Genomic DNA, 18,860 nt, shown 5'->3' on the forward strand with positions numbered 1-18,860 from the left:
TTGGCGAGGAAGGTGTTGAAGCCCTTGGCGATCGAGCCCAGTTCATCGCTGCGATCGCTGCTCAAGCGTCGGGTCAGATCACCTTCACCCTGAGCAATGTCATTGAGCATGGCGACCATTTGCTTCAGCGGTCGGGCGATGCCGTGGCCGACCAGCCAGATCACCAGCAGGCCAATGCCGGCGATGAGCAGACCGACCATGGCCATGCCGAAGGTGTCGGATTTACGCTGAGCATCCAGATCGGCCTGTAGCTTCTGCAGATCAGCCATCACCGCGTTCAGAGGCAATTGCAGCATCAATGTCCAGCGCGCGTCGGTCTGGCCGATGCCGAACGGCAGGTACAACTCGATGCGGCCCTTGTCCTTGTTGACCGAGTAAGTCACTTCACCGCGCTTGAGATTGCCCATGTTGGCAATCTGCTCGGCGTCGAGGATATCGCTGACTTTTTCGCCGAATTTGCTGGCGTCTTTGGTATAGGCAACGATCCGCCCGTTGCCGCCGATCAGGGCCATTTGCCCGGCGCCGCTGTAAAGCTTCTGGTTGGCTGCGAGGAGCATTTCCTGAATGAAGTTCACCGACAGGTCAGCACCGACGATGCCCTGGAAGGCGCCGTTGAGCATGATCGGTTCAATAAAGGAGGCGAGCATGACGATCTTGTCGCCGACCTTGTACGGTGCCGGATCGATCACGCAGGACTTTTTGCTCTCTTTCGAGCACAGGTAGTACTCACTGGCGCGCACGCCAGTGGACAGGGTCTTCTGATCGTCGACGTCGACCAGTTTGTCCAGGCCGAGGGTGCCGTCATCGTTGCGGAACCACCACGGCAGGAAGCGCCCGTTGGCGGCGTCGATGCCGACCGCACTGGTGCCGATGTAGGCCGCGTCATTGTGGTCGAGGGCGTTTTTTTCCCAGCCGATGTAGGTTCCGAGAATCTTCGGGTTCTTTTCGACGTTTTCCTTGATCAGGCTGATCAACTGCTCGCGGCTGACCGTCAGGCGCGGCTGGCCATCGGCGCCCGGTGTGCCGAGCAGGGCGTTGACCCGCACCAGTCCGCCGGCAATCAGCAGCGGCGCTTCGAGTTCGCGCTGGATCTGGCTGACCTGGGTTTGTGCCAGTGAAGTCAGGCGCTGCTCGATGACCTGCTCGAACTGCGCCTGGGTGCGCTGTTGCACCATTTCTTGCGTGCGCGCGCCGGAAAACAGCGCGTACAGCACCAGCGCGGCCACCACGCTAAGTACGATGGCGCCGGCCAGGGCGGCAACGGAAAACTGGATCGACTTGAACTTCATGGGAACTCCGCACGCAAGAGGACGTCTGCGCTGATGTATCGGCAGCCGGCATTGGGCCATGAGTGCGGCGGGGTGCAAATGAAAGCGGATGTCGCAAATGGATCAGTGCGCGACGCAGTGGCAGAGGCTTTGCCATTGCTGTGAATTTTTTACGACAGCCATGGTGGGAAACGTCTGAAAGTCGCTGCAACACGTCCGTTGTATCTGGCGCCGATACAATTACCCGCCTAGGATACGCGACAGGTTTTCAGGGAGCTTTTGAATGAACAAGACATTGGTTGTAAGTGCGCTGAGCGCAGCGCTGTTGCTGGTCGGTTGTCAGTCGGTCAACACCACCAGCGGCGGTGCCGTGGGTGTGGAGCGCAAGCAGTACATGTTCAGCATGCTGTCCTCGCAAGAGGTCGACCAGATGTATGCCCAGTCCTATCAGAAGACCGTGGGTGAAGCGTCCAGCAAAGGTGTGCTGGACAAGACCAGTCCCGAGGCCAAGCGGGTTCAGGCGATTGCCAACCGCCTGATCGCCCAGGCGCCGAACTTCCGTCCGGATGCGGCGCAATGGCAGTGGGAGGTCAATCTGATCAAGAGCGACGAGCTCAACGCCAACTGCGGGCCTGGCGGCAAGATCATTTTCTACACCGGGCTGATCGACAGCCTGAAGTTGACTGACGATGAAATCGCCGCAGTGATGGGCCATGAGATTGCCCACGCCCTGCGCGAGCACGGTCGTGAAGCAATGTCGAAGGCTTACGGGATTGAAATGGCCAAGCAGGGTGCGGGTGCGTTGCTCGGTTTGGGTCAGGACAGTCTGGCGCTGGCCGATACCGTGGCCAATTACGGCATGACCCTGCCGAACAGCCGTGCCAACGAAAACGAAGCCGACCTGATCGGCCTGGAACTGGCCGCACGCGCCGGCTACAACCCGAACGCCGCAATCACTTTGTGGAACAAGATGAGCAAGGCGTCGGAGGGTTCGCCGCCGGAGTTCATGAGCACTCACCCGGCTTCGACCAGCCGGATCGCCTCGTTGCAGGCAGCGATTCCGAAGGTTATGCCGCTTTACGAACAAGCGCCTAAATCCTGAGTCGATGATCGTTCCCACGCTTTGCGTGGGAATGCCTCTAAGGACGCTCCGCGTTCCAAAAGGGACGCAGAGCGTCCCCGGCTGCATTCCCACGCAGAGCGTGGGAACGATCGGCGTCGGCAGGGTTAAACCCATCCGCTGCTCTGCATCGCCTTGTACACCGCGACGATTGCCAGAATCATGAACGCCGAAGCTGCGAGGCGACGGATCAGGGTCAGTGGCAATTTGTCGGCGGCAAAGTTACCGGCCAATACCACTGGCACGTTGGCAATCAACATGCCCGCTGTCGTACCGATAATCACCAGCCACAGATCCGGGTATTGCGCCGCGAGCATCACCGTGGCGACCTGAGTCTTGTCGCCCATTTCCGCCAGGAAGAATGCAATCAGTGTGGTCAGGAAAGGCCCGAACTTGCGCGCGGTGCTGGTTTCATCGTCGTCCATTTTGTCCGGCACCAGCGTCCACAACGCCGTGGCCGTAAAGCTCGCGGCTAGGATCCAGTGCAGCGTCGCATTCGAGAAGAAGCTGCCGAACCAGGCGCCGACCGCACCGGCTGCTGCGTGGTTGGCCAGGGTCGCGGCGACAATACCGGCAATGATCGGCCAGGGTTTGCGGAAGCGAGCGGCGAGAATCAGCGCGAGCAGTTGCGTCTTGTCGCCGATTTCGGCCAAGGCAACGATTGCGGTGGGAACGAGTAACGAGTCCAGCATCAGGATTTCCTAAGGGGCGGGTCGACACGGCTATGACACGTACAGCCTTCCCGCCCCGGGTAAGGTGTGCGTGTCATAGGTCTTGTCAAACCCTGCGATCCGTCTGTTGCGGACGCTTGGGTCGCATACGCCATGATCTGAGGATCAAGTATGTTGACGTATGCCGGACGAGCATGGCGCTCGTGGGAGACTACTCCCCTAGGACGGAGCGGATTCTGCCTAGGCAAATCCGTTTGGGCAAGAACAAATTTTCAGCCGCGCTTGGCCCGGTAAATCCGGAAACCATTGCCTTCAGCCTTGATCGCACACACGCCCAGATGCTCTTCGATCAAAGGTTGATACTTGAGAAAACTGTTCGCTACCAGACGCAGTTCGCCGCCATTTTTCAGATGTTTGGCCGCTTTTCGCAGCAAGTTCTCGGTTGCGAAATAATCGGTGTGCACGCCGACATGGAACGGTGGATTGCTCAGAATCGCACTCAAACCCATCGGCGCGGCATCGATACCGTCACCGGTCAGCACTTCAGCTTCCAGACCGTTGGCCGCCAGCGTCAGACGGCTGCTTGCAGCCGCGAAAGCATCCACGTCCAGCAACGTCACTTGATTGTGCGGATAGCGACGTTTTACCGCAGCCCCCAACACACCTGCGCCGCAACCAAAGTCGAGCAGGTGGCCGCTCGGCAATTTGTCCAGATGTTCCAGCAACAGGGCGCTGCCGCGATCGAGGCGACCGTGGCTGAATACGCCCGGCAGGCTGATGACTTTCAGCGGGCCTTCGGCCAAAGGCAATTCATAGGTCTGCGCCAGACTTTCCAGCGACTTGGCTTCAGGCGCATTGGCCACCGTTACTTGCCAGAGCTGGCAATGACGCGCGCTGTCGAGCTTGCGTGGTTTGCCGAACGGGTTGAGCTGCTTGGACGCGCCTTCGATGCCGCTGCGTTTTTCCCCGACCAGAAACACTTCACGCCCGGCCAGACGCGAAGCCACGGCGTTGAGGATGTAGTCGGTCAGATCCTTGGACTTGGGCAGGAACACCACGGCGCTGTCGAACTCGCGCTCGGGAACGTTCACGCCGAAATGGCTGCGACCTTCGAAGCGTGCGTCCAGCGCGGCTTGATCGCCGGCATGCCAGCACCAGCCGAAAGCGTTGGGCAAGCGCCCGAGCAAATCGTCGGCAGGCAAACCGGCCAACAACAACGAACCTTGAAACAACTCGGGCTGACGAAGCAGTACTTCACTGCGCGGATCCATAACTGCTCCTGAAAAAAAAGTGCCGCAGTTTATCAACTGACGACCCGCAGCGCCTTACCGCTGAAGAACGCGTGAGCGTTTTCGGTCAATTGGCCGACGATGCGCTGGCGCGCCTCGCGACTGCCCCAAGCGTTGTGCGGGGTGACGATGAGGCGCGGAATATCTGCCGCGAGCAACGGATTGCCCTGGGTCGGCGGCTCGACGCTCAACACATCGGTAGCCGCGCCGCCGAGGTGGCCATTGCGCAAGGCATCGGCCAGCGCCTGTTCATCGATCAGACCGCCACGTGCGGTGTTGACCACGAACGCGCCGGGTTTCATCGACGCCAGCTCGCGAGCACCGATGAAGTGGCGGGTGTGCTCGTTGAGCGGGCAGTGCAGGGTGAGCGCGTCGACTTGCGGCAGTAGTTGATCCAGCGGCAAACGATCCGGGCGAGCAGGGCGCCCGGGAATCTGCCCGAGCAACACGCGCATGCCGAACGCTTCGGCCAGTCGCGCCACAGCGCCGCCGAGTTCGCCATGACCGAGCAGGCCGAGGGTTTTGCCTTCCAGCTCGACAATCGGATAGTCGAGCAAACAGAACTGTTTCGCCTGCTGCCAGCGACCTTCGCCAACAGCTTTCTGATAATCGGCCAGACGCGTGGCGAGGTTGAGCAGCAACATGATCGTGTGTTGCGCCACCGACGGCGTGCCGTAACCCTGACAGTTGCACACGGTGATGCCCTGCGCGCGGGCGGCGGCGAGGTCGACGTTGTTGGTGCCGGTGGCGGTGATCAGGATCAGTTTCAGATCAGGGTTGGCAGCCATCGCGGCGGCGTCGATCAGGATCTTGTTACTGATCGCCACGGTGGCGCCTTGCAAACGCTCGGCGACTTGCTCGGGCAAGGTCTGGGCGAACAGCTGCAGATCGCTGAAGCAGTCGCGCAACGGACTGAGGTCCAGATCGCCGAGATCCAGCGAAGGGTGATCAAGGAATACCGCACGGCGCGTGTTCGTCATCAACTGTACCTTTTGTGCTATGAGCGTAGGGCGTAATCTGCCGAGCCTACCAGATGAAACAATTGGTTACTCAGTGCCAGAGGTACTCACAAGTCCAGTGGGAGCGAGCTTGCTCGCGAAGAGGGCGGATCAATCGAATCGTGGTTGTCTGACACACCGCCTTCGCGAGCAAGCTCGCTCCCACAAGGAAAGCATCTGCGCCATGAGTCCGATTTGACCGATCAACTCCAGAGGAGCTCCCATGTACTGGACCGAATTCTTGACCGTTGCACTGATCCATCTGCTGGCCGTCGCCAGCCCAGGCCCGGACTTTGCCGTGGTGGTGCGCGAGAGCGTGACCCATGGGCGCCGCGCCGGCACCTGGACCGCGCTGGGCGTGGGCACGGCGATTTTCCTCCACGTTGGTTATTCGTTGCTGGGGATCGGCCTGATCGTGTCGCAGTCGATCGTACTGTTCAACGCGTTGAAGTGGGCGGCGGCGGCTTACTTGCTGTACATCGGCTTCAAGGCGCTGCGCGCGCAACCGGCGAAAGTCGTGGCCGATGATCTGCACAAAGAGGCTGGCGTGCGCACGGCGCGCGGCGCGTTCACCTCGGGCTTCGTGACCAACGGTCTGAACCCGAAAGCCACGCTGTTCTTTCTGTCGCTGTTCACCGTGGTGATCAATCCGCACACGCCACTGGCTGTGCAGGCCGGTTACGGTATTTACCTGGCGGTCGCGACTGCGTTTTGGTTCTGTCTGGTGGCGATGCTGTTCAGCCAGCAACGGGTGCGTGCCGGTTTCGCCCGCATGGGCCACTGGTTCGATCGCACCATGGGCGCGGTACTGATCGCTCTCGGCGTGAAAATCGCGTTTACCGAGATGCATTGATTGCAGAAACACGATTCAAAACTGTGGGAGCGAGCTTGCTCGCGAAGGCGTCGGATCAGTCGATATCACAGGTGACTGGAAGATTGCTTTCGCGAGCAAGCTCGCTCCCACAGGGAGATGGAGAGCTCCTACACGAGTTCGCTGAGTTTGCTCAGGTTATTGAGGTAGTCGCGGGGATTTTCCCCGAGCAAACGGCGAAACATCGCGCTGAACGCCCGCGCACTGCCGTAACCCAGATCCCGCGCCACACGCTGCACGCTGTCCCCGGCGAGCAGGCGCGGCAGGGCTTCCATCAGGCGCAGTTGCTGGCGCCAGGCGTTGAAACTCATCTGCAATTGTTGCTGAAACAGCCGCGCCAACGTCCGTGAGCTGGCGCCAACTTGCTGCGCCCAGTCTTCCAGCGTATTGGCGTGATCGGGCGTGTGCAGCAGTGCCAGACAGATGTTTTGCAGGCGCCGGTCGCTGGGCATCGGAATGTGCAGCGGCAGGTTTTCCAGACTGGCGAGTTCCTCCAGCATCAATTGCTGAATCAGCGGATTGTCGGCATGCGGCGGCCCTTGCACGGCACGCAGAATCAGCTCGCGCAGCAACGGTGTCACCGCCAATACGCAGCACTGTTGCAGGCTGGCGGGTGACAGTTCTGGCGCGATGAACAGCGAGCGCATCTGCACATCGCCACTCATGAAAATTTCGTGTGCCACTTCGGGTGGAATCCACACCGCGCGACTCGGCGGAATCACCCACGCACCCGATTCCGTGACCACGCGCATGATCCCGCTGACCGCGTACAACAACTGCGCCTCGCGATGCAGGTGCAGCGGCTGGTGGGCGCCGTCCAGATAATCCCGGGGGTAGGCACTCACCGGGCCGTGTTCGAAATGGCTGATCAACATGTCTGATTCGATGACTTGCTTGGCAGGAATGCGCTTTACGGCCAACCTAGCATAAGTGGCACACAACAACGTAAAGCGTGCCGCCATGAATCAATCCCGAAATGTCATTCGCTACATCAATGCCGCTCATGTGATCGATCACATGTTCATGCTGATCTTTCCCGCCGCCGTGCTCGGCATGACTCAGGCCTTCGGTCTTGATTACGCCGCGCTGATCGGCCTGTCACTGGGCGGTTTCATTGCTTTCGGCGCCTGTTCGCTACCGGCAGGGTGGCTGGGCGATCACTGGAGCCGGCGGCAAATGATGCTGGTGTTTTTCTTCGGCATTGGCGTCTCGGCAATTTTTACCGGCCTGAGTAACAGTCCGACGATGCTGGTGATCGGCCTGACCCTGATCGGTATTTTCGCGGCGATCTATCACCCGGTCGGCACGGCAATGCTGGTTGCTTACGCGCAAAACCGTGGCCGTGAAATCGGCATCAACGGCATGTGGGGCAATCTGGGCGTGGCATTTTCGGCGCTGATTACCGGGTTGCTGGTGGCGCAGTTCGGCTGGCGCTCAGCGTTTCTGATACCGGGCGCAGTGGCGATTGTGCTGGGTCTTGGCTTCGCCTTGCAGGTGCGCGAAGAGCCGATCCCGCAACGCCCGCACACGGCGCTTAAAGGCGCCGCCGGTCAGCGTATTTCGATGGTTATGGTGTTCGGCGTGCTGGCGCTGGCCACAGCTACCGGCGGGGTGGTGTTCAACGCCACCACCATGACTTATCCGAAACTGTTCCAGGAGCGTTTGCATGAGCTGTTCGCTTCGCCGCAAACCCTCGGTGTGGTGGTCAGTCTGGCTTATGCCTTTGGCGCGGTGGCGCAGTTGAGCATTGGTCGGGTGTTGCACCGCTTCAGCCTGAAATGGCCGTTCATAGTGTTGACGTTGTGCCAGGCGCCACTGTTGTTTGCGCTGGCCTATGCCGACGGCTGGGCAGTGATCGCGCTGGGTGCGGCATTCATGTTCGTGGTGTTTGGTCAGGTAACAGTCAACGATGCGATGGTTGCCAACTTCGTCGCCCCGCAATGGCAATCGCGAATTTTCGCCCTGCGTTACTGTTTATCGTTCGGTGCCAGTGCGACGGCGATTCCACTGATTTCCTATGTCGAACCGCGCCATGGTTTTGTAGGCCTGTACTTGATTCTCGCGGGTTTCGGCGCGTTGACCTTCCTCGCCGCAGTGGTTTTCCCACGGACGCCTTCCGAGGAGGCCGTAGGGCAAACGGCCTGACCTGAGACGAAAACCGGCAAATGCTGGCGCAAAGCTAGCATTTGTACGGCTTTGCAAATCATTCCTTTGGCTGATTTGGCTGGCGTATAAGGGTTCTAGAGTACCGATCTCTACGCCAACACCGTGCAGTCAGAAAAGGGATTCTTATGTTGCAGACTCGCGTCATTCCCCCGGCCGATGGGGCCTACCAGTATCCATTGCTGATCAAGCGGCTGCTGATGTCCGGCGCCCGCTACGAGAAAACCCGCGAGATCATTTACCGCGACCAGATTCGCTATAGCTACCCGACCCTGATCGAGCGCGTGGCGCGGCTGGCCAACGTGCTGACGGTGGCCGGTGTGAAGGCCGGTGACACGGTGGCGGTGATGGACTGGGACAGCCATCGTTATCTGGAGTGCATGTTTGCCATTCCGATGATCGGCGCGGTGATCCACACCATCAACGTGCGCCTCTCGCCTGAGCAGATCCTCTACACCATGAACCACGCCGAGGACCGCTTTGTGCTGGTCAACAGCGAGTTCGTCGGGCTGTATCAAGCGATCGCGCCGCACCTGACCACGGTCGAGAAAACCCTGCTGTTGACCGATCTGCCGGAGAAAACCGCCGAGTTGCCGAATCTGGTCGGCGAGTACGAGCAACTGCTGGCCGCCGCGAGCCCGCAGTACGACTTTCAGGATTTTGACGAAAATTCGGTCGCCACCACGTTCTACACCACCGGCACCACCGGTAACCCGAAAGGCGTGTATTTCACCCATCGGCAACTGGTGCTGCACACCATGGGCGTGTCGACGATCATGGGTTCGATCGACAGCGTGCGCTTGCTTGGCACCAACGATGTGTACATGCCGATCACGCCGATGTTCCACGTTCACGCCTGGGGTCTGCCGTACGTGGCGACCATGTTGGGCCTGAAACAGGTTTATCCGGGACGTTACGATCCGGAGTTTCTCGTCGAGTTGTGGCGCAAGGAGAAGGTCACCTTCTCTCACTGTGTACCGACCATCCTGCAAATGCTGCTTAACGCCAAAGGCGCACAAGGCACTGATTTCGGTGGCTGGAAAATCGTCATTGGAGGCAGCGCGCTCAATCGCACGCTCTACGAAACCGCGAAGGCGCGCGGCATTCAGCTCACCGCCGCCTATGGCATGTCGGAAACTGGGCCGTTGGTGTCCTGTGCGCACCTCAATGATGAATTGATGGCCGGCACTGAAGACGAACGCACCACTTACCGGATCAAGGCCGGCGTGCCGGGGCCGCTGGTGGAAGCGGCGATTGTCGACGCCGAGGGTAACTTTCTTCCGGCTGACGGCGAGACCCAGGGCGAATTGGTGCTGCGCGCGCCGTGGCTCACCGAGGGTTATTTCAACGAGCCGCAGAAGGGCGCCGAGCTCTGGGCCGGCGGCTGGCTGCATACCGGCGATGTCGCCACGCTCGACAGCATGGGCGTGATCGACATCCGCGACCGCATCAAGGATGTGATCAAGACCGGCGGCGAGTGGATCTCCTCGCTGGACCTCGAAGACCTGATCAGTCGTCACGCCGCGGTACGCGAAGTAGCAGTAGTGGGCATCGCCGATCCGCAGTGGGGCGAGCGTCCGTTTGCCTTGCTGGTAATCCGCGAAGGGCACGTTATCGGGGCGCGTGAGCTTAAGGAGCACCTCAAACCATTCGTGGAATTGGGCCACTTGAGCAAGTGGGCGATTCCGAGTCAGATTGCCCTTGTTACCGAAATTCCCAAGACCAGTGTCGGCAAGCTCGACAAGAAGCGTATCCGCCTCGACATCACCGAATGGCAGGCCAACAACAGTACCTTCCTCTCGACACTTTGAGTGTCTGCTGGCGCGCCGAAACCGGCGCGCCAGACCCACCAAGCAAGCGCTTGGCTTGTGAAATCGAAAAAATCAGCCATCCTTGCCGTGCCGACATGCGTCGGACTGGCGAAAGGACTGTTCCAGAGTGGCCGGCAGCTGCAAATCACACTTTAGAGGGATCAAGCAGTACCACCTGCTGGCTATAGTCCGCTCAAGGATTTTTAAGAACGGAGCACACGCACAAATCGGGGCGATGCATCTTTGGAGTGATTTCGGGCAGCCTCTGGCACCCGGTCCTTCGGACGTTTTTAAAAGTACTCACTGCCATAACAATAATGCACATGGAGTAGCGTCGATGACCTCAGTAAACCAGTTCTGGCGCCGGGCGAAACTGCCTCTGGCAGTCAGTCTTGCCTCCTCGCTCGCCGGGCCCGCATTCGGCGTCAGTTTCAACGTCGGTGAAATCGAAGGCCAGTTCGACTCGTCCCTGTCGATCGGTGCCAGTTGGTCTACTCAGAGCCCGAACAAGAACCTCATCGGCGTCAACAACGGCGGCCACGGTCTGTCGCAAACGTCCGATGACGGTCACGCCAACTTCAAAAGCGGTGAAACTTTCTCGAAGATCTTCAAGGGTATTCATGACCTGGAGCTGAAGTACGGCGACACCGGCGTATTCGTCCGTGGCAAATACTGGTACGACTTCGAACTCAAGGATGAAAGCCGCGAGTTCAAGGACATCAGTGATTCGGGCCGCAAAGAGGGCGCCAAGTCGTCCGGCGGGCAGATCCTCGACGCCTTCGTCTACCACAACTACGCGATCGCCGATCAGCCGGGTTCCGTGCGTCTGGGCAAGCAGGTGGTGAGCTGGGGTGAAAGTACCTTCATCGGCGGCGGCATCAACTCGATCAACCCGATCGACGTCTCCGCGTTCCGTCGTCCGGGCGCCGAGATCAAGGAAGGCCTGATCCCGGTCAACATGTTCTACGTGTCCCAGAGCCTCACCGAAAACCTCTCGGCCGAAGCGTTCTATCAACTGGAATGGGACCAGACCGTTGTTGACAACTGCGGCACGTTCTTCTCGCAGCCGGACATTGTTGCTGACGGTTGCAACGACAACCTGCGCGTGTTGAACAAGCGTTCAACTATTCCGGCCGTTGCACTGGGGCCGTTGGCCGCCAACGGCGTCGATGTCAATCAGGAAGGCGTTCTGGTGCGCCGTGGTCCGGATCGCGATGCCCGTGACAGCGGTCAGTGGGGCGCGTCCCTGAAGTACATGTTCGAGCCTCTGGATACCGAGTTCGGCGCGTACTTCATGAACTACCACAGCCGTGCGCCGATCTTCAGCGCCACCGGTGCACCACAGTCGGTCTACAACACGGCGGCCGCGTTGCCGGGGCCTTTTGCGGCACTCGCACCGCTGCTGGTAGCGGGCAACTCGAATTACTTTATTGAATACCCTGAGGACATTCGCCTCTACGGCCTGAGCTTCTCCACCACCCTGCCTACCGGTACGGCGTGGAGCGGTGAGATCAGCTACCGTCCGAACGCGCCGGTACAATTGAACTCCACCGACATCCTGTTCGCCGGTGTTCGTCCGCTGGGCGGCGCACTGACCAACGCTTCGCTGCTCAATGGTGTGCCGGGTCAGGACCTGCACGGTTACGAGCGCAAGGAAATCACCCAGATCCAGACAACGTTCACGCACTTCTTCGATCAGGTCATGGGCGCCAGCCGTCTGACCCTGGTCGGTGAAGTCGGCGCGACTTACGTCGGTGGCCTGGAAAGCCGTTCCGACATGCGTTATGGCCGCGATCCGGTCTACGGTCCGGGCGAGTTGCCAGCCACTGGCGGTGTGAATACCTGCGCCAACATTCTCAACGCCAGCACCATCAACGGTGCAGGGCCGGGTTCGCCGCAGAACAACCGCAGCCGCAATTGCGACAACGACGGTTTCACCACCTCGATGTCGTGGGGCTACCGCGGTCGCGCCATCTGGGAATACAACGACGTCTTCGCCGGTGTGAACCTCAAGCCGAACGTGGCCTGGTCCCACGACGTTAGCGGCTATTCGCCTGGCCCTGGCGGCAACTTCGAGGAAGGTCGCAAAGCGGTCAGCCTGGGCGTCGATGCCGAATACCAGAACACCTACACCGCGAGCCTGGCTTACACCAACTTCTTCGATGGCAAGTACACCACTGTGGATGATCGCGACTTCGTTGCGCTCAGCTTCGGCGTGAACTTCTAAGCACTGCATTTCAGGACGAACGAATTTATGAAAATAACAAAGAGTCTGTTCCACGCCAGTGTTCTGGGCCTGTCGCTGCTGGCGACCGGCGTCATGGCCGCGGTGCCTGCTGCCGAAGCCGACAAACTGGGCAAGAGCCTGACGCCGATGGGCGCTGAAATGGCCGGTAACGCCGACGGTTCCATCCCGGCGTGGAAGCCGCTGCCGAAGAATGCCGGCTCGGTCGACAGCAAGGGTTTCCTGTCCAATCCATACGCCAGTGAGCAACCGCTGTTCACCATCACGGCGAAAGACGTCGACAAGTACAAGGACAAGCTGGCGCCGGGGCAGTACGCGATGTTCAAGCGTTACCCGGACACCTTCAAGATGCCGGTGTATCCGTCCCATCGCGGTGCGACCGTGCCGGATGACGTCTTCGCCGCCATCAAGAAAAACGCCACCACCACCAACCTGGTGTCTGGCGGCAACGGCCTGGAAAACTTCGATACCGCCGTACCGTTCCCGATTCCGAAAACCGGTGTGGAAGTCATCTGGAACCACATCACCCGCTATCGCGGCGGCAGCGTGACCCGTCTGGTGACCCAGGCCACGCCGCAACCGAACGGCTCGTACAGCCTGGTGTACTTCCAGGATCAGTTCGTGTTCCGCGACAAGATGAAGGACTACGATCCGGCGAACCCGGGCAATATCCTGTTCTACTTCAAGCAGAAAGTGACCGCGCCGGCACGTCTGGCCGGTGGTGTGCTGCTGGTGCACGAAACCCTCGACCAAGTGAAGGAGCCACGTTCGGCGTGGGTCTACAACGCCGGTCAGCGTCGTGTGCGTCGTGCGCCACAAGTGTCCTACGACGGCCCGGGTACTGCGGCGGATGGCCTGCGTACCTCCGACAACCTCGACATGTTCAACGGTGCGCCGGATCGCTACGACTGGAAACTCGAAGGCAAGAAAGAGATGTACATCGCCTCCGACAGCTACAAGCTCGACGATCCGAAGCTGAAGTACGCCGACATCATCAAGGCCGGCCACATTAACCAGGACCTGGCGCGTTACGAGCTGCGCCGCGTCTGGCATGTGGTTGCCACCTTGAAAGAAGGTCAGCGTCACATCTACGCCAAACGTGACTTCTACATCGACGAAGACACCTGGCAAGCAGCGGTGATCGATCACTACGACGGTCGTGGCCAACTGTGGCGTGTAGCCGAGGCGCATGCCGAGAACTACTACGACAAGCAAGTGCCGTGGTATGCCCTGGAAACCCTCTACGACCTGCAGTCCGGCCGCTATCTGGCACTGGGCATGAAGAACGAAGAGAAGCAGGCGTATGACTTCGGTTTCACCGCCACCACCAGCGACTTCACCCCGGCCGCACTGCGTCAGGATGGTGTCCGCTAACCTGCTGTAACCCGAGGCCGCATCCTCGTGAAAACGCCCCGACCGGTTCGGGGCGTTTTTTTTTGCGCGGCCTCCGCGCCTTCGAACCGCTTTTGTAGGAGCTGCCGAAGGCTGCGATCTTTTGATCTTTTGTTTGGATCGTGGGTTTTGGGGGTATATCCGTTGCTGCGGTTGGGGCCTCTGGCGGTTTCGCTCTTACAGCGAGTCCCTTTTTCAAACGCCAAAAAGGAACCAAAAGGCTTGGCCCCCGGCGTACGGCACTTCGCTTAGGCTCAGTGTTCCCTCGCTACGGTGTTCATCCGGGGGCATCGCCTACGGTTTGCTTCGCTGCACCTCCTCTCGATGTATGCGGCTACGCCGCACGGCGCTGCGCGCCTGCCCCGGATGAACACCTTCGCTCGGCCTGCCGATGGGGGCGAAAATCAAAAGCCAGATCAAAAGCAGGAGCCAAAGCAGATCAAAAGATCGCAGCCTTCGGCAGCTCCTACAGGTCGAAATGGGGGGGATGGCGCATTCTGGAAAGACTTTTGTAGCCATTTGTAGCAGCAACCTTCATTCCCGGTACGTTTAAGGCTAGTCTGCGGACATCTGCAACGCCGCCAACAGCAATTCGAACAAGAGCCGGCCATGACTGATCTGTCCCCACTTCCGGGTCCCGCAAGCGTTGCCGTCGCGGCACTGGACGGGCGTTTTTTTCGCCCACCGCTGCCCGACGGCTACGTTTTGCGACCACGTCTTTGCGAGCGCCTGCAGGCCGGACTCGGTGGGCGCCTGTTGCTGGTCAGCGCCCCCGCCGGATTCGGCAAGAGCTCGCTGGCGGTGGAGTTTTGTCAGAGTTTGCCAGCGCACTGGCAAAGCCTCTGGCTGGGCCTGAGTCCTCGCGACAGCGACCCCGGACGCTTTCTCGAGCGTTTGCTTGAAGGCTTGCAGGACTACTTTCCGCAACTGGGCAGTCGCGCACTCGGCCTGCTGAAAATGCGCCAACGCCATCAGCCATTTGCCTTCGAAGAATGGCTCGACGGCTTGCTCGATGAACTGACCCTGCACCTCGATTCCGCTGCACCATTGCTGCTGGTGCTCGACGATTATCATCTCGTCCAAGGCCCGGTGCTTGACCGTTGCCTGCAATTTTTCCTCAATCATCTACCTGATGGCTTGCTGGTCATGGTCACCAGTCGCCAGCGTCCGGACTGGCATCTGGCACGCTTGCGTCTGTCCCGGCAGTTGCTGGAACTGCATGAGGCGGATCTGCGCCTGACCCATGACGAAGCCCTGACCTTGCTCGATCGCCACAGCAGCTCACTGCGCGGAGAAGCACTCGAGAGTCTTATCCAGCGCAGTGAAGGCTGGGTCGCCGGCTTACGTTTCTGGCTGCTGGCGGTGTCCGAAGCGGGCAGTGATGCGGCGCTGCCACAAGCGCTGAACGGCGGGGAAGGGCTGATCCGCGATTATCTGCTGGAAGAAGTCATCGATTGCCTGCCCGCCGAAGTACAGGCCTTTCTCTACGACACGGCGCCACAGGAGCGCTTCTGCAGTGAGCTGTGCGATGCCGTGCGCGAAGCTCATGACAGCGCCGAGATCCTGCGTTTTCTACTGGCGCATCAGGTCTTTCTGGTGCCGCTGGACGAGCACGGGCACTGGTATCGCTATCACCATTTGTTCTCGGATCTGCTGCGCAACCGACCGATTGCTCAAGCCATGGTGCCGACCGCGACGCTGCACCTTCGCGCCTGTCGCTGGTTCAATGCCCAGGGCTTGCTCGACGAGGCGGTAGAACAGGCGTTGCGCGCTGGTCACCTCGATGTGGCGGCAAATCTGGTACAGAACCTTTCCGAGGAGCAACTGCTGGCCGAGCAAAACGTCGGCATGCTGCTGCGCTGGAAAATGGACTTACCTGACAGCCTGCTGATTAGCACCCCGCGGCTGATCGTGCTGTACAGCTGGGCATTGGGGCTGGCGTGTCAGCTCGATGCGGCCGAAGAGTTGTCCGGCCACTTGAGCCGCTTTCTGCCGGCGCCTTCCGCTACCGCGCAAAAGTCGATGCTCGCGCAATGGCTGGCGCTGAGCGGGATCATCGCTCGCGGGCGTGGGCATCGAGAATTGACGATCAGATATTGCACCGAGGCCCTGGAAAGCTTGCCGGCCAAGCGCTATGGCCAACGGCTGATGTGTTTATCGACCTTGTCCAATCTGGCCATTGCCGACGGCGATCTATGGCGCGCCCGCGGCCTTAATCGTGAATCCCTGGAGCTGGCGCAGCGGGTTGGCAATCCTTTGTTTGAAGCGTTGGCGCACTACGATCGTGCGCGGGTGTTGCAAGCCCGCGGCGAAATCCTGCGCGCACTCGATGAAGTCCATCAGGGCCTGGAGCGCTTGCGCGGCTTGTCACCACAACGCCTGTACGCGGTGCGCGCACGATTGACGTTGTATGAGGGTTTTCTGTTGGCCATGCGCTTGCAGCCTCAGGCGGCACGCGTGCGGTTGTTGGCCGGAATCGGCGAGGCACGCGCCTGTCGCGATATCAGCGTGTTGATCGGCCACTGCGTGATCGCTCGACTGGATGGCAGCAGCGGCGAGTTCGCCAAGGCCTTTGCCGAACTCGCTGAAGCCGAACGCCTGATGCACATCTGGGACGTGCCGCCGATCTACTATCTGGCGATGATCACGCTGGTCAAATGCGAGCTGTGGCTGGCGCAGGGCCGTACCGATCTGGCCGAGGCGTGGCTGGCGCGTCTTGGGCAGACTTACACCGGCGAGCGTGCTGCCGCACCGCCAGAGTTTCATCCACAGTTGCCGTTGCATGTTGAATTGCAGCAGGCGTTGCTGGACATGATTCAAGGGCAACCCATGCTCGCCGAAGGACGGCTGAACGTGTTGCATGAAAACGGCCAGCAGACCGGGCGGCAGTTGCTCAGCGTGATGGCGTTGACGCAGAAAGTGGCGCTGTTGCTGGCGTGTGGGCGTGAACCGGAGGCCAGAAAAGCGCTGAGCCAGGCGTTGGAGGCGGCAGCGGGTGGCGTGGTGCAGCCATTTGACAGCTTGCTGAAAAAGTACGGTGACTGGCTACGCGGGCAATTGGTTTTGAATGTTTCGACAGCGGTCAGTCAGCAATTGCTGGGACACCTGCCTGTTCCCGCTGCCCGGCCCGTCGCAGAGGTCCCGGTGGCCGAACAGCTCAGCAGTCGAGAGCTGTCCGTTCTGCGCCTGATTGCTCAAGGCTGTTCGAATCAGGAAATCAGTGAGCAGTTGTTCATATCCCTGCACACCGTAAAAACTCACGCCAGTCATATCAACAGCAAGTTGGGGGTTGAGCGGCGCACACAGGCAGTGGCGCGGGCCAAAGAGCTGGGGTTAATGATCTAGCGACGGTAAAATTGCGGATCGGCCGTTTCGAGCCACTGCCCAGGATTTCCCATGACCGTTTCAAGCCCAGTGCTCATCCGCGAAACCTTCCCCGTCGGCCCGCTCCAGTGCAACTGCACCATCATCGGCGATCCGATCACAAAGAAAGCCATCGTCGTCGACCCGGGCGGCAATCCTGACCTGATCATGGCGCGCCTTGATGCGCATGGCCTGAAAGTCGTCAGCATCATCCACACCCACGCGCATCTCGATCACTTCCTCGCTTCCGGCCAGATGAAAGAGAAGACCGGAGCGACCCTGCATTTGCACAAGGAAGACCAATTCCTCTGGGACAACCTCGAAATGCAATGCCAGATGTTCGGCGTGCCGTATACACCGGTGCCGTCACCGGATCGCTGGTTGAGCGATGATGAAGAACTGGCCTGTGGTTGCGGCGTGGCCCTGCATACGCCGGGACATACACCCGGTTCCATGAGCTTTTGGTTTTCCGAGGCTAAGCTGTTGATTGCCGGTGACACGCTGTTTCGTCGCGGCGTAGGGCGCACGGATTTGTGGGGCGGCGATCAGGCGACCATCGTGCGTTCGATCAAGCAGCGGCTGTACACGCTGGACGAGGACGCGACAGTGGTGACCGGGCATGGGCCGGATACGCGTCTGGGTGACGAGATGCGCGAAAACCCGTTTGTGCGCGCCTAAATATTTTGTCACGAGTGCCCGGCGGAATTTTTGTGCATTGTCATGATCCAACGCCCGCACAGGTCCATTACTCAGTGGCCGCTGCACCACAGAATGCGAAAAACCAGGAGCTCTCCATGTTCACCAAGCGTCGTTTGATTATTGTCGCTACTGCCGTGGCCTTGCTGTCCGGCTGCGCCTCGCCTAACCCGTATGACAATCAAGGCCAGGCTGACAGCGGCTCGCAAGGCATGAGCAAAACCGCCAAATACGGCGGCCTCGGTGCACTGGCCGGTGCGCTCGCCGGTGCTGCCATCGACCACAACAACCGCGGCAAGGGTGCCTTGATCGGCGCCGCAGTGGTGGGTGCTTCCGCTGCCGGTTACGGTTACTACGCCGACCAGCAGGAAAAGAAACTGCGCGCGAGCATGGCCAATACCGGCGTTGAGGTGCAGCGTCAGGGCGACCAGATCAAGCTGATCATGCCAGGCAATATCACGTTCGCCACCGATTCGGCGAACATCGCCTCCAGCTTCTACCAGCCGCTGAACAACCTCGCGGGCTCGTTGAAAGAGTTCAGCCAGAACCAGATAGAAATCGTCGGCTACACCGACAGTACCGGCAGCCGCCAGCACAACATGGATTTGTCGCAGCGTCGTGCGCAGAGCGTGGCGACCTACCTGACCTCGCAAGGTGTCAGCGGTGCCAACCTGTCGGCCCGTGGCGCCGGCCCGGATAACCCGATTGCCAGTAACGGCGATGTGAATGGCCGGGCGCAGAACCGTCGGGTTGAAGTCAACCTGAAGGCGATTCCGGGCCAGCAGTATGGTGGTCAGCAGCAACAGCAGCCGGGTACGGTTCAGCAGTATCCGTAAGCGATTGTCTGAATGAAGAAATGCCCGGTCATGTGATCGGGCATTTTTTTGTCTGGTCTGTGCCGGCCCCTTCGCGAGCAAGCCCGCTCCCACAGGTATTGATGGGTGTTCACAAGTTTGTGTTCCACACCTAATCC

The 18,860-nt window shown here is 60.0% G+C and carries 13 protein-coding genes, 1 pseudogene and 1 riboswitch; of the genes and pseudogenes, 9 read left to right on the forward strand and 5 right to left on the reverse strand.

Features of this window, described 5'->3' with window-relative positions:
* Window positions 1-2: 2 nt before the first annotated feature.
* A pseudogene (locus F8N44_RS32295) lies at window positions 3-1,349 on the reverse strand (HAMP domain-containing protein); the annotation flags it as partial.
* Between the two features lie 202 nt (window positions 1,350-1,551).
* Between F8N44_RS32295 and F8N44_RS23950 the strand changes: the two are divergent.
* On the forward strand, window positions 1,552-2,370 hold the full coding sequence (locus F8N44_RS23950; protein ID WP_095112426.1) for a M48 family metallopeptidase: 819 nt from the start codon (window positions 1,552-1,554) through the stop codon (window positions 2,368-2,370).
* 125 nt (window positions 2,371-2,495) lie between these two features.
* On the opposite strand, the gene F8N44_RS23960 is transcribed toward F8N44_RS23950, so the two are convergent.
* The 3 genes from F8N44_RS23960 to F8N44_RS23970 all read right to left on the reverse strand — a co-directional run bounded on the left by F8N44_RS23960 (window position 2,496) and on the right by F8N44_RS23970 (window position 5,328).
* Window positions 2,496-3,080: a TMEM165/GDT1 family protein gene (locus tag F8N44_RS23960; protein ID WP_007912813.1), complete on the reverse strand. Its 585-nt coding sequence runs from the start codon at window positions 3,078-3,080 to the stop codon at window positions 2,496-2,498.
* A gap of 88 nt (window positions 3,081-3,168) precedes the next feature.
* Window positions 3,169-3,291, reverse strand: a riboswitch (yybP-ykoY riboswitch).
* A 40-nt stretch (window positions 3,292-3,331) separates the two neighbouring features.
* Complete coding sequence (locus F8N44_RS23965; protein WP_150652037.1) at window positions 3,332-4,330, reverse strand: class I SAM-dependent methyltransferase; 999 nt, start codon at window positions 4,328-4,330, stop codon at window positions 3,332-3,334.
* Window positions 4,331-4,362: 32 nt separating this feature from the next.
* Window positions 4,363-5,328 (reverse strand): 2-hydroxyacid dehydrogenase, encoded by a 966-nt coding sequence (locus F8N44_RS23970; RefSeq protein ID WP_150652038.1) that lies wholly within the window; start codon window positions 5,326-5,328, stop codon window positions 4,363-4,365.
* A gap of 241 nt (window positions 5,329-5,569) precedes the next feature.
* On the opposite strand from F8N44_RS23970, the gene F8N44_RS23975 reads away from it, so the two are divergent.
* Entirely contained in the window at window positions 5,570-6,199 is a 630-nt protein-coding gene (locus tag F8N44_RS23975) for a LysE family translocator (protein WP_034154346.1), read from the forward strand.
* Between the two features lie 128 nt (window positions 6,200-6,327).
* Here the strand turns inward: F8N44_RS23975 and F8N44_RS23980 are convergent, their stop codons facing one another.
* The gene (locus tag F8N44_RS23980) at window positions 6,328-7,092 is read right to left on the reverse strand and encodes an AraC family transcriptional regulator (RefSeq protein ID WP_053123688.1); all 765 of its coding nucleotides are present in this window, start codon (window positions 7,090-7,092) and stop codon (window positions 6,328-6,330) included.
* Window positions 7,093-7,177: 85 nt separating this feature from the next.
* Here F8N44_RS23980 and F8N44_RS23985 point away from each other — a divergent pair, with 85 nt between their 5' ends.
* From F8N44_RS23985 to F8N44_RS24015, 7 genes are all read left to right on the forward strand, one after another.
* Window positions 7,178-8,362 carry an MFS transporter gene (locus F8N44_RS23985; protein ID WP_150652039.1) on the forward strand — a complete coding sequence of 395 codons (1,185 nt, stop codon included), beginning with the start codon at window positions 7,178-7,180 and terminating at the stop codon, window positions 8,360-8,362.
* Window positions 8,363-8,508: 146 nt separating this feature from the next.
* Window positions 8,509-10,191: a fatty acid--CoA ligase gene (locus F8N44_RS23990; RefSeq protein ID WP_150652040.1), complete on the forward strand. Its 1,683-nt coding sequence runs from the start codon at window positions 8,509-8,511 to the stop codon at window positions 10,189-10,191.
* Between the two features lie 337 nt (window positions 10,192-10,528).
* Window positions 10,529-12,418 (forward strand): DUF1302 domain-containing protein, encoded by a 1,890-nt coding sequence (locus F8N44_RS23995; RefSeq protein WP_150652041.1) that lies wholly within the window; start codon window positions 10,529-10,531, stop codon window positions 12,416-12,418.
* Window positions 12,419-12,445: 27 nt separating this feature from the next.
* Entirely contained in the window at window positions 12,446-13,810 is a 1,365-nt protein-coding gene (locus tag F8N44_RS24000; protein ID WP_150652042.1) for a DUF1329 domain-containing protein, read from the forward strand.
* A gap of 627 nt (window positions 13,811-14,437) precedes the next feature.
* Complete coding sequence (locus F8N44_RS24005) at window positions 14,438-17,173, forward strand: LuxR C-terminal-related transcriptional regulator (protein ID WP_150652043.1); 2,736 nt, start codon at window positions 14,438-14,440, stop codon at window positions 17,171-17,173.
* A 51-nt stretch (window positions 17,174-17,224) separates the two neighbouring features.
* Entirely contained in the window at window positions 17,225-17,869 is a 645-nt protein-coding gene (locus F8N44_RS24010) for an MBL fold metallo-hydrolase (protein WP_127929723.1), read from the forward strand.
* Window positions 17,870-17,985: 116 nt separating this feature from the next.
* On the forward strand, window positions 17,986-18,723 hold the full coding sequence (locus F8N44_RS24015; protein ID WP_127929722.1) for an OmpA family protein: 738 nt from the start codon (window positions 17,986-17,988) through the stop codon (window positions 18,721-18,723).
* Window positions 18,724-18,860 lie beyond the last annotated feature (137 nt).

This window comes from Pseudomonas fluorescens (assembly GCF_902497745.1).
GTDB lineage: Bacteria > Pseudomonadota > Gammaproteobacteria > Pseudomonadales > Pseudomonadaceae > Aquipseudomonas > Aquipseudomonas fluorescens_BM.

Bases quoted from the DNA above. Each gene is read 5' to 3' on its own strand.
- F8N44_RS23950 (WP_095112426.1), top strand. From the start codon at position 1,552: ATGAACAAGACATTGGTTGTAAGTGCGCTGAGCGCAGCGCTGTTGCTG.
- F8N44_RS23960 (WP_007912813.1), bottom strand. From the start codon at position 3,080: ATGCTGGACTCGTTACTCGTTCCCACCGCAATCGTTGCCTTGGCCGAA.
- F8N44_RS23965 (WP_150652037.1), bottom strand. From the start codon at position 4,330: ATGGATCCGCGCAGTGAAGTACTGCTTCGTCAGCCCGAGTTGTTTCAA.
- F8N44_RS23970 (WP_150652038.1), bottom strand. From the start codon at position 5,328: ATGACGAACACGCGCCGTGCGGTATTCCTTGATCACCCTTCGCTGGAT.
- F8N44_RS23975 (WP_034154346.1), top strand. From the start codon at position 5,570: ATGTACTGGACCGAATTCTTGACCGTTGCACTGATCCATCTGCTGGCC.
- F8N44_RS23980 (WP_053123688.1), bottom strand. From the start codon at position 7,092: ATGTTGATCAGCCATTTCGAACACGGCCCGGTGAGTGCCTACCCCCGG.
- F8N44_RS23985 (WP_150652039.1), top strand. From the start codon at position 7,178: ATGAATCAATCCCGAAATGTCATTCGCTACATCAATGCCGCTCATGTG.
- F8N44_RS23990 (WP_150652040.1), top strand. From the start codon at position 8,509: ATGTTGCAGACTCGCGTCATTCCCCCGGCCGATGGGGCCTACCAGTAT.
- F8N44_RS23995 (WP_150652041.1), top strand. From the start codon at position 10,529: ATGACCTCAGTAAACCAGTTCTGGCGCCGGGCGAAACTGCCTCTGGCA.
- F8N44_RS24000 (WP_150652042.1), top strand. From the start codon at position 12,446: ATGAAAATAACAAAGAGTCTGTTCCACGCCAGTGTTCTGGGCCTGTCG.
- F8N44_RS24005 (WP_150652043.1), top strand. From the start codon at position 14,438: ATGACTGATCTGTCCCCACTTCCGGGTCCCGCAAGCGTTGCCGTCGCG.
- F8N44_RS24010 (WP_127929723.1), top strand. From the start codon at position 17,225: ATGACCGTTTCAAGCCCAGTGCTCATCCGCGAAACCTTCCCCGTCGGC.
- F8N44_RS24015 (WP_127929722.1), top strand. From the start codon at position 17,986: ATGTTCACCAAGCGTCGTTTGATTATTGTCGCTACTGCCGTGGCCTTG.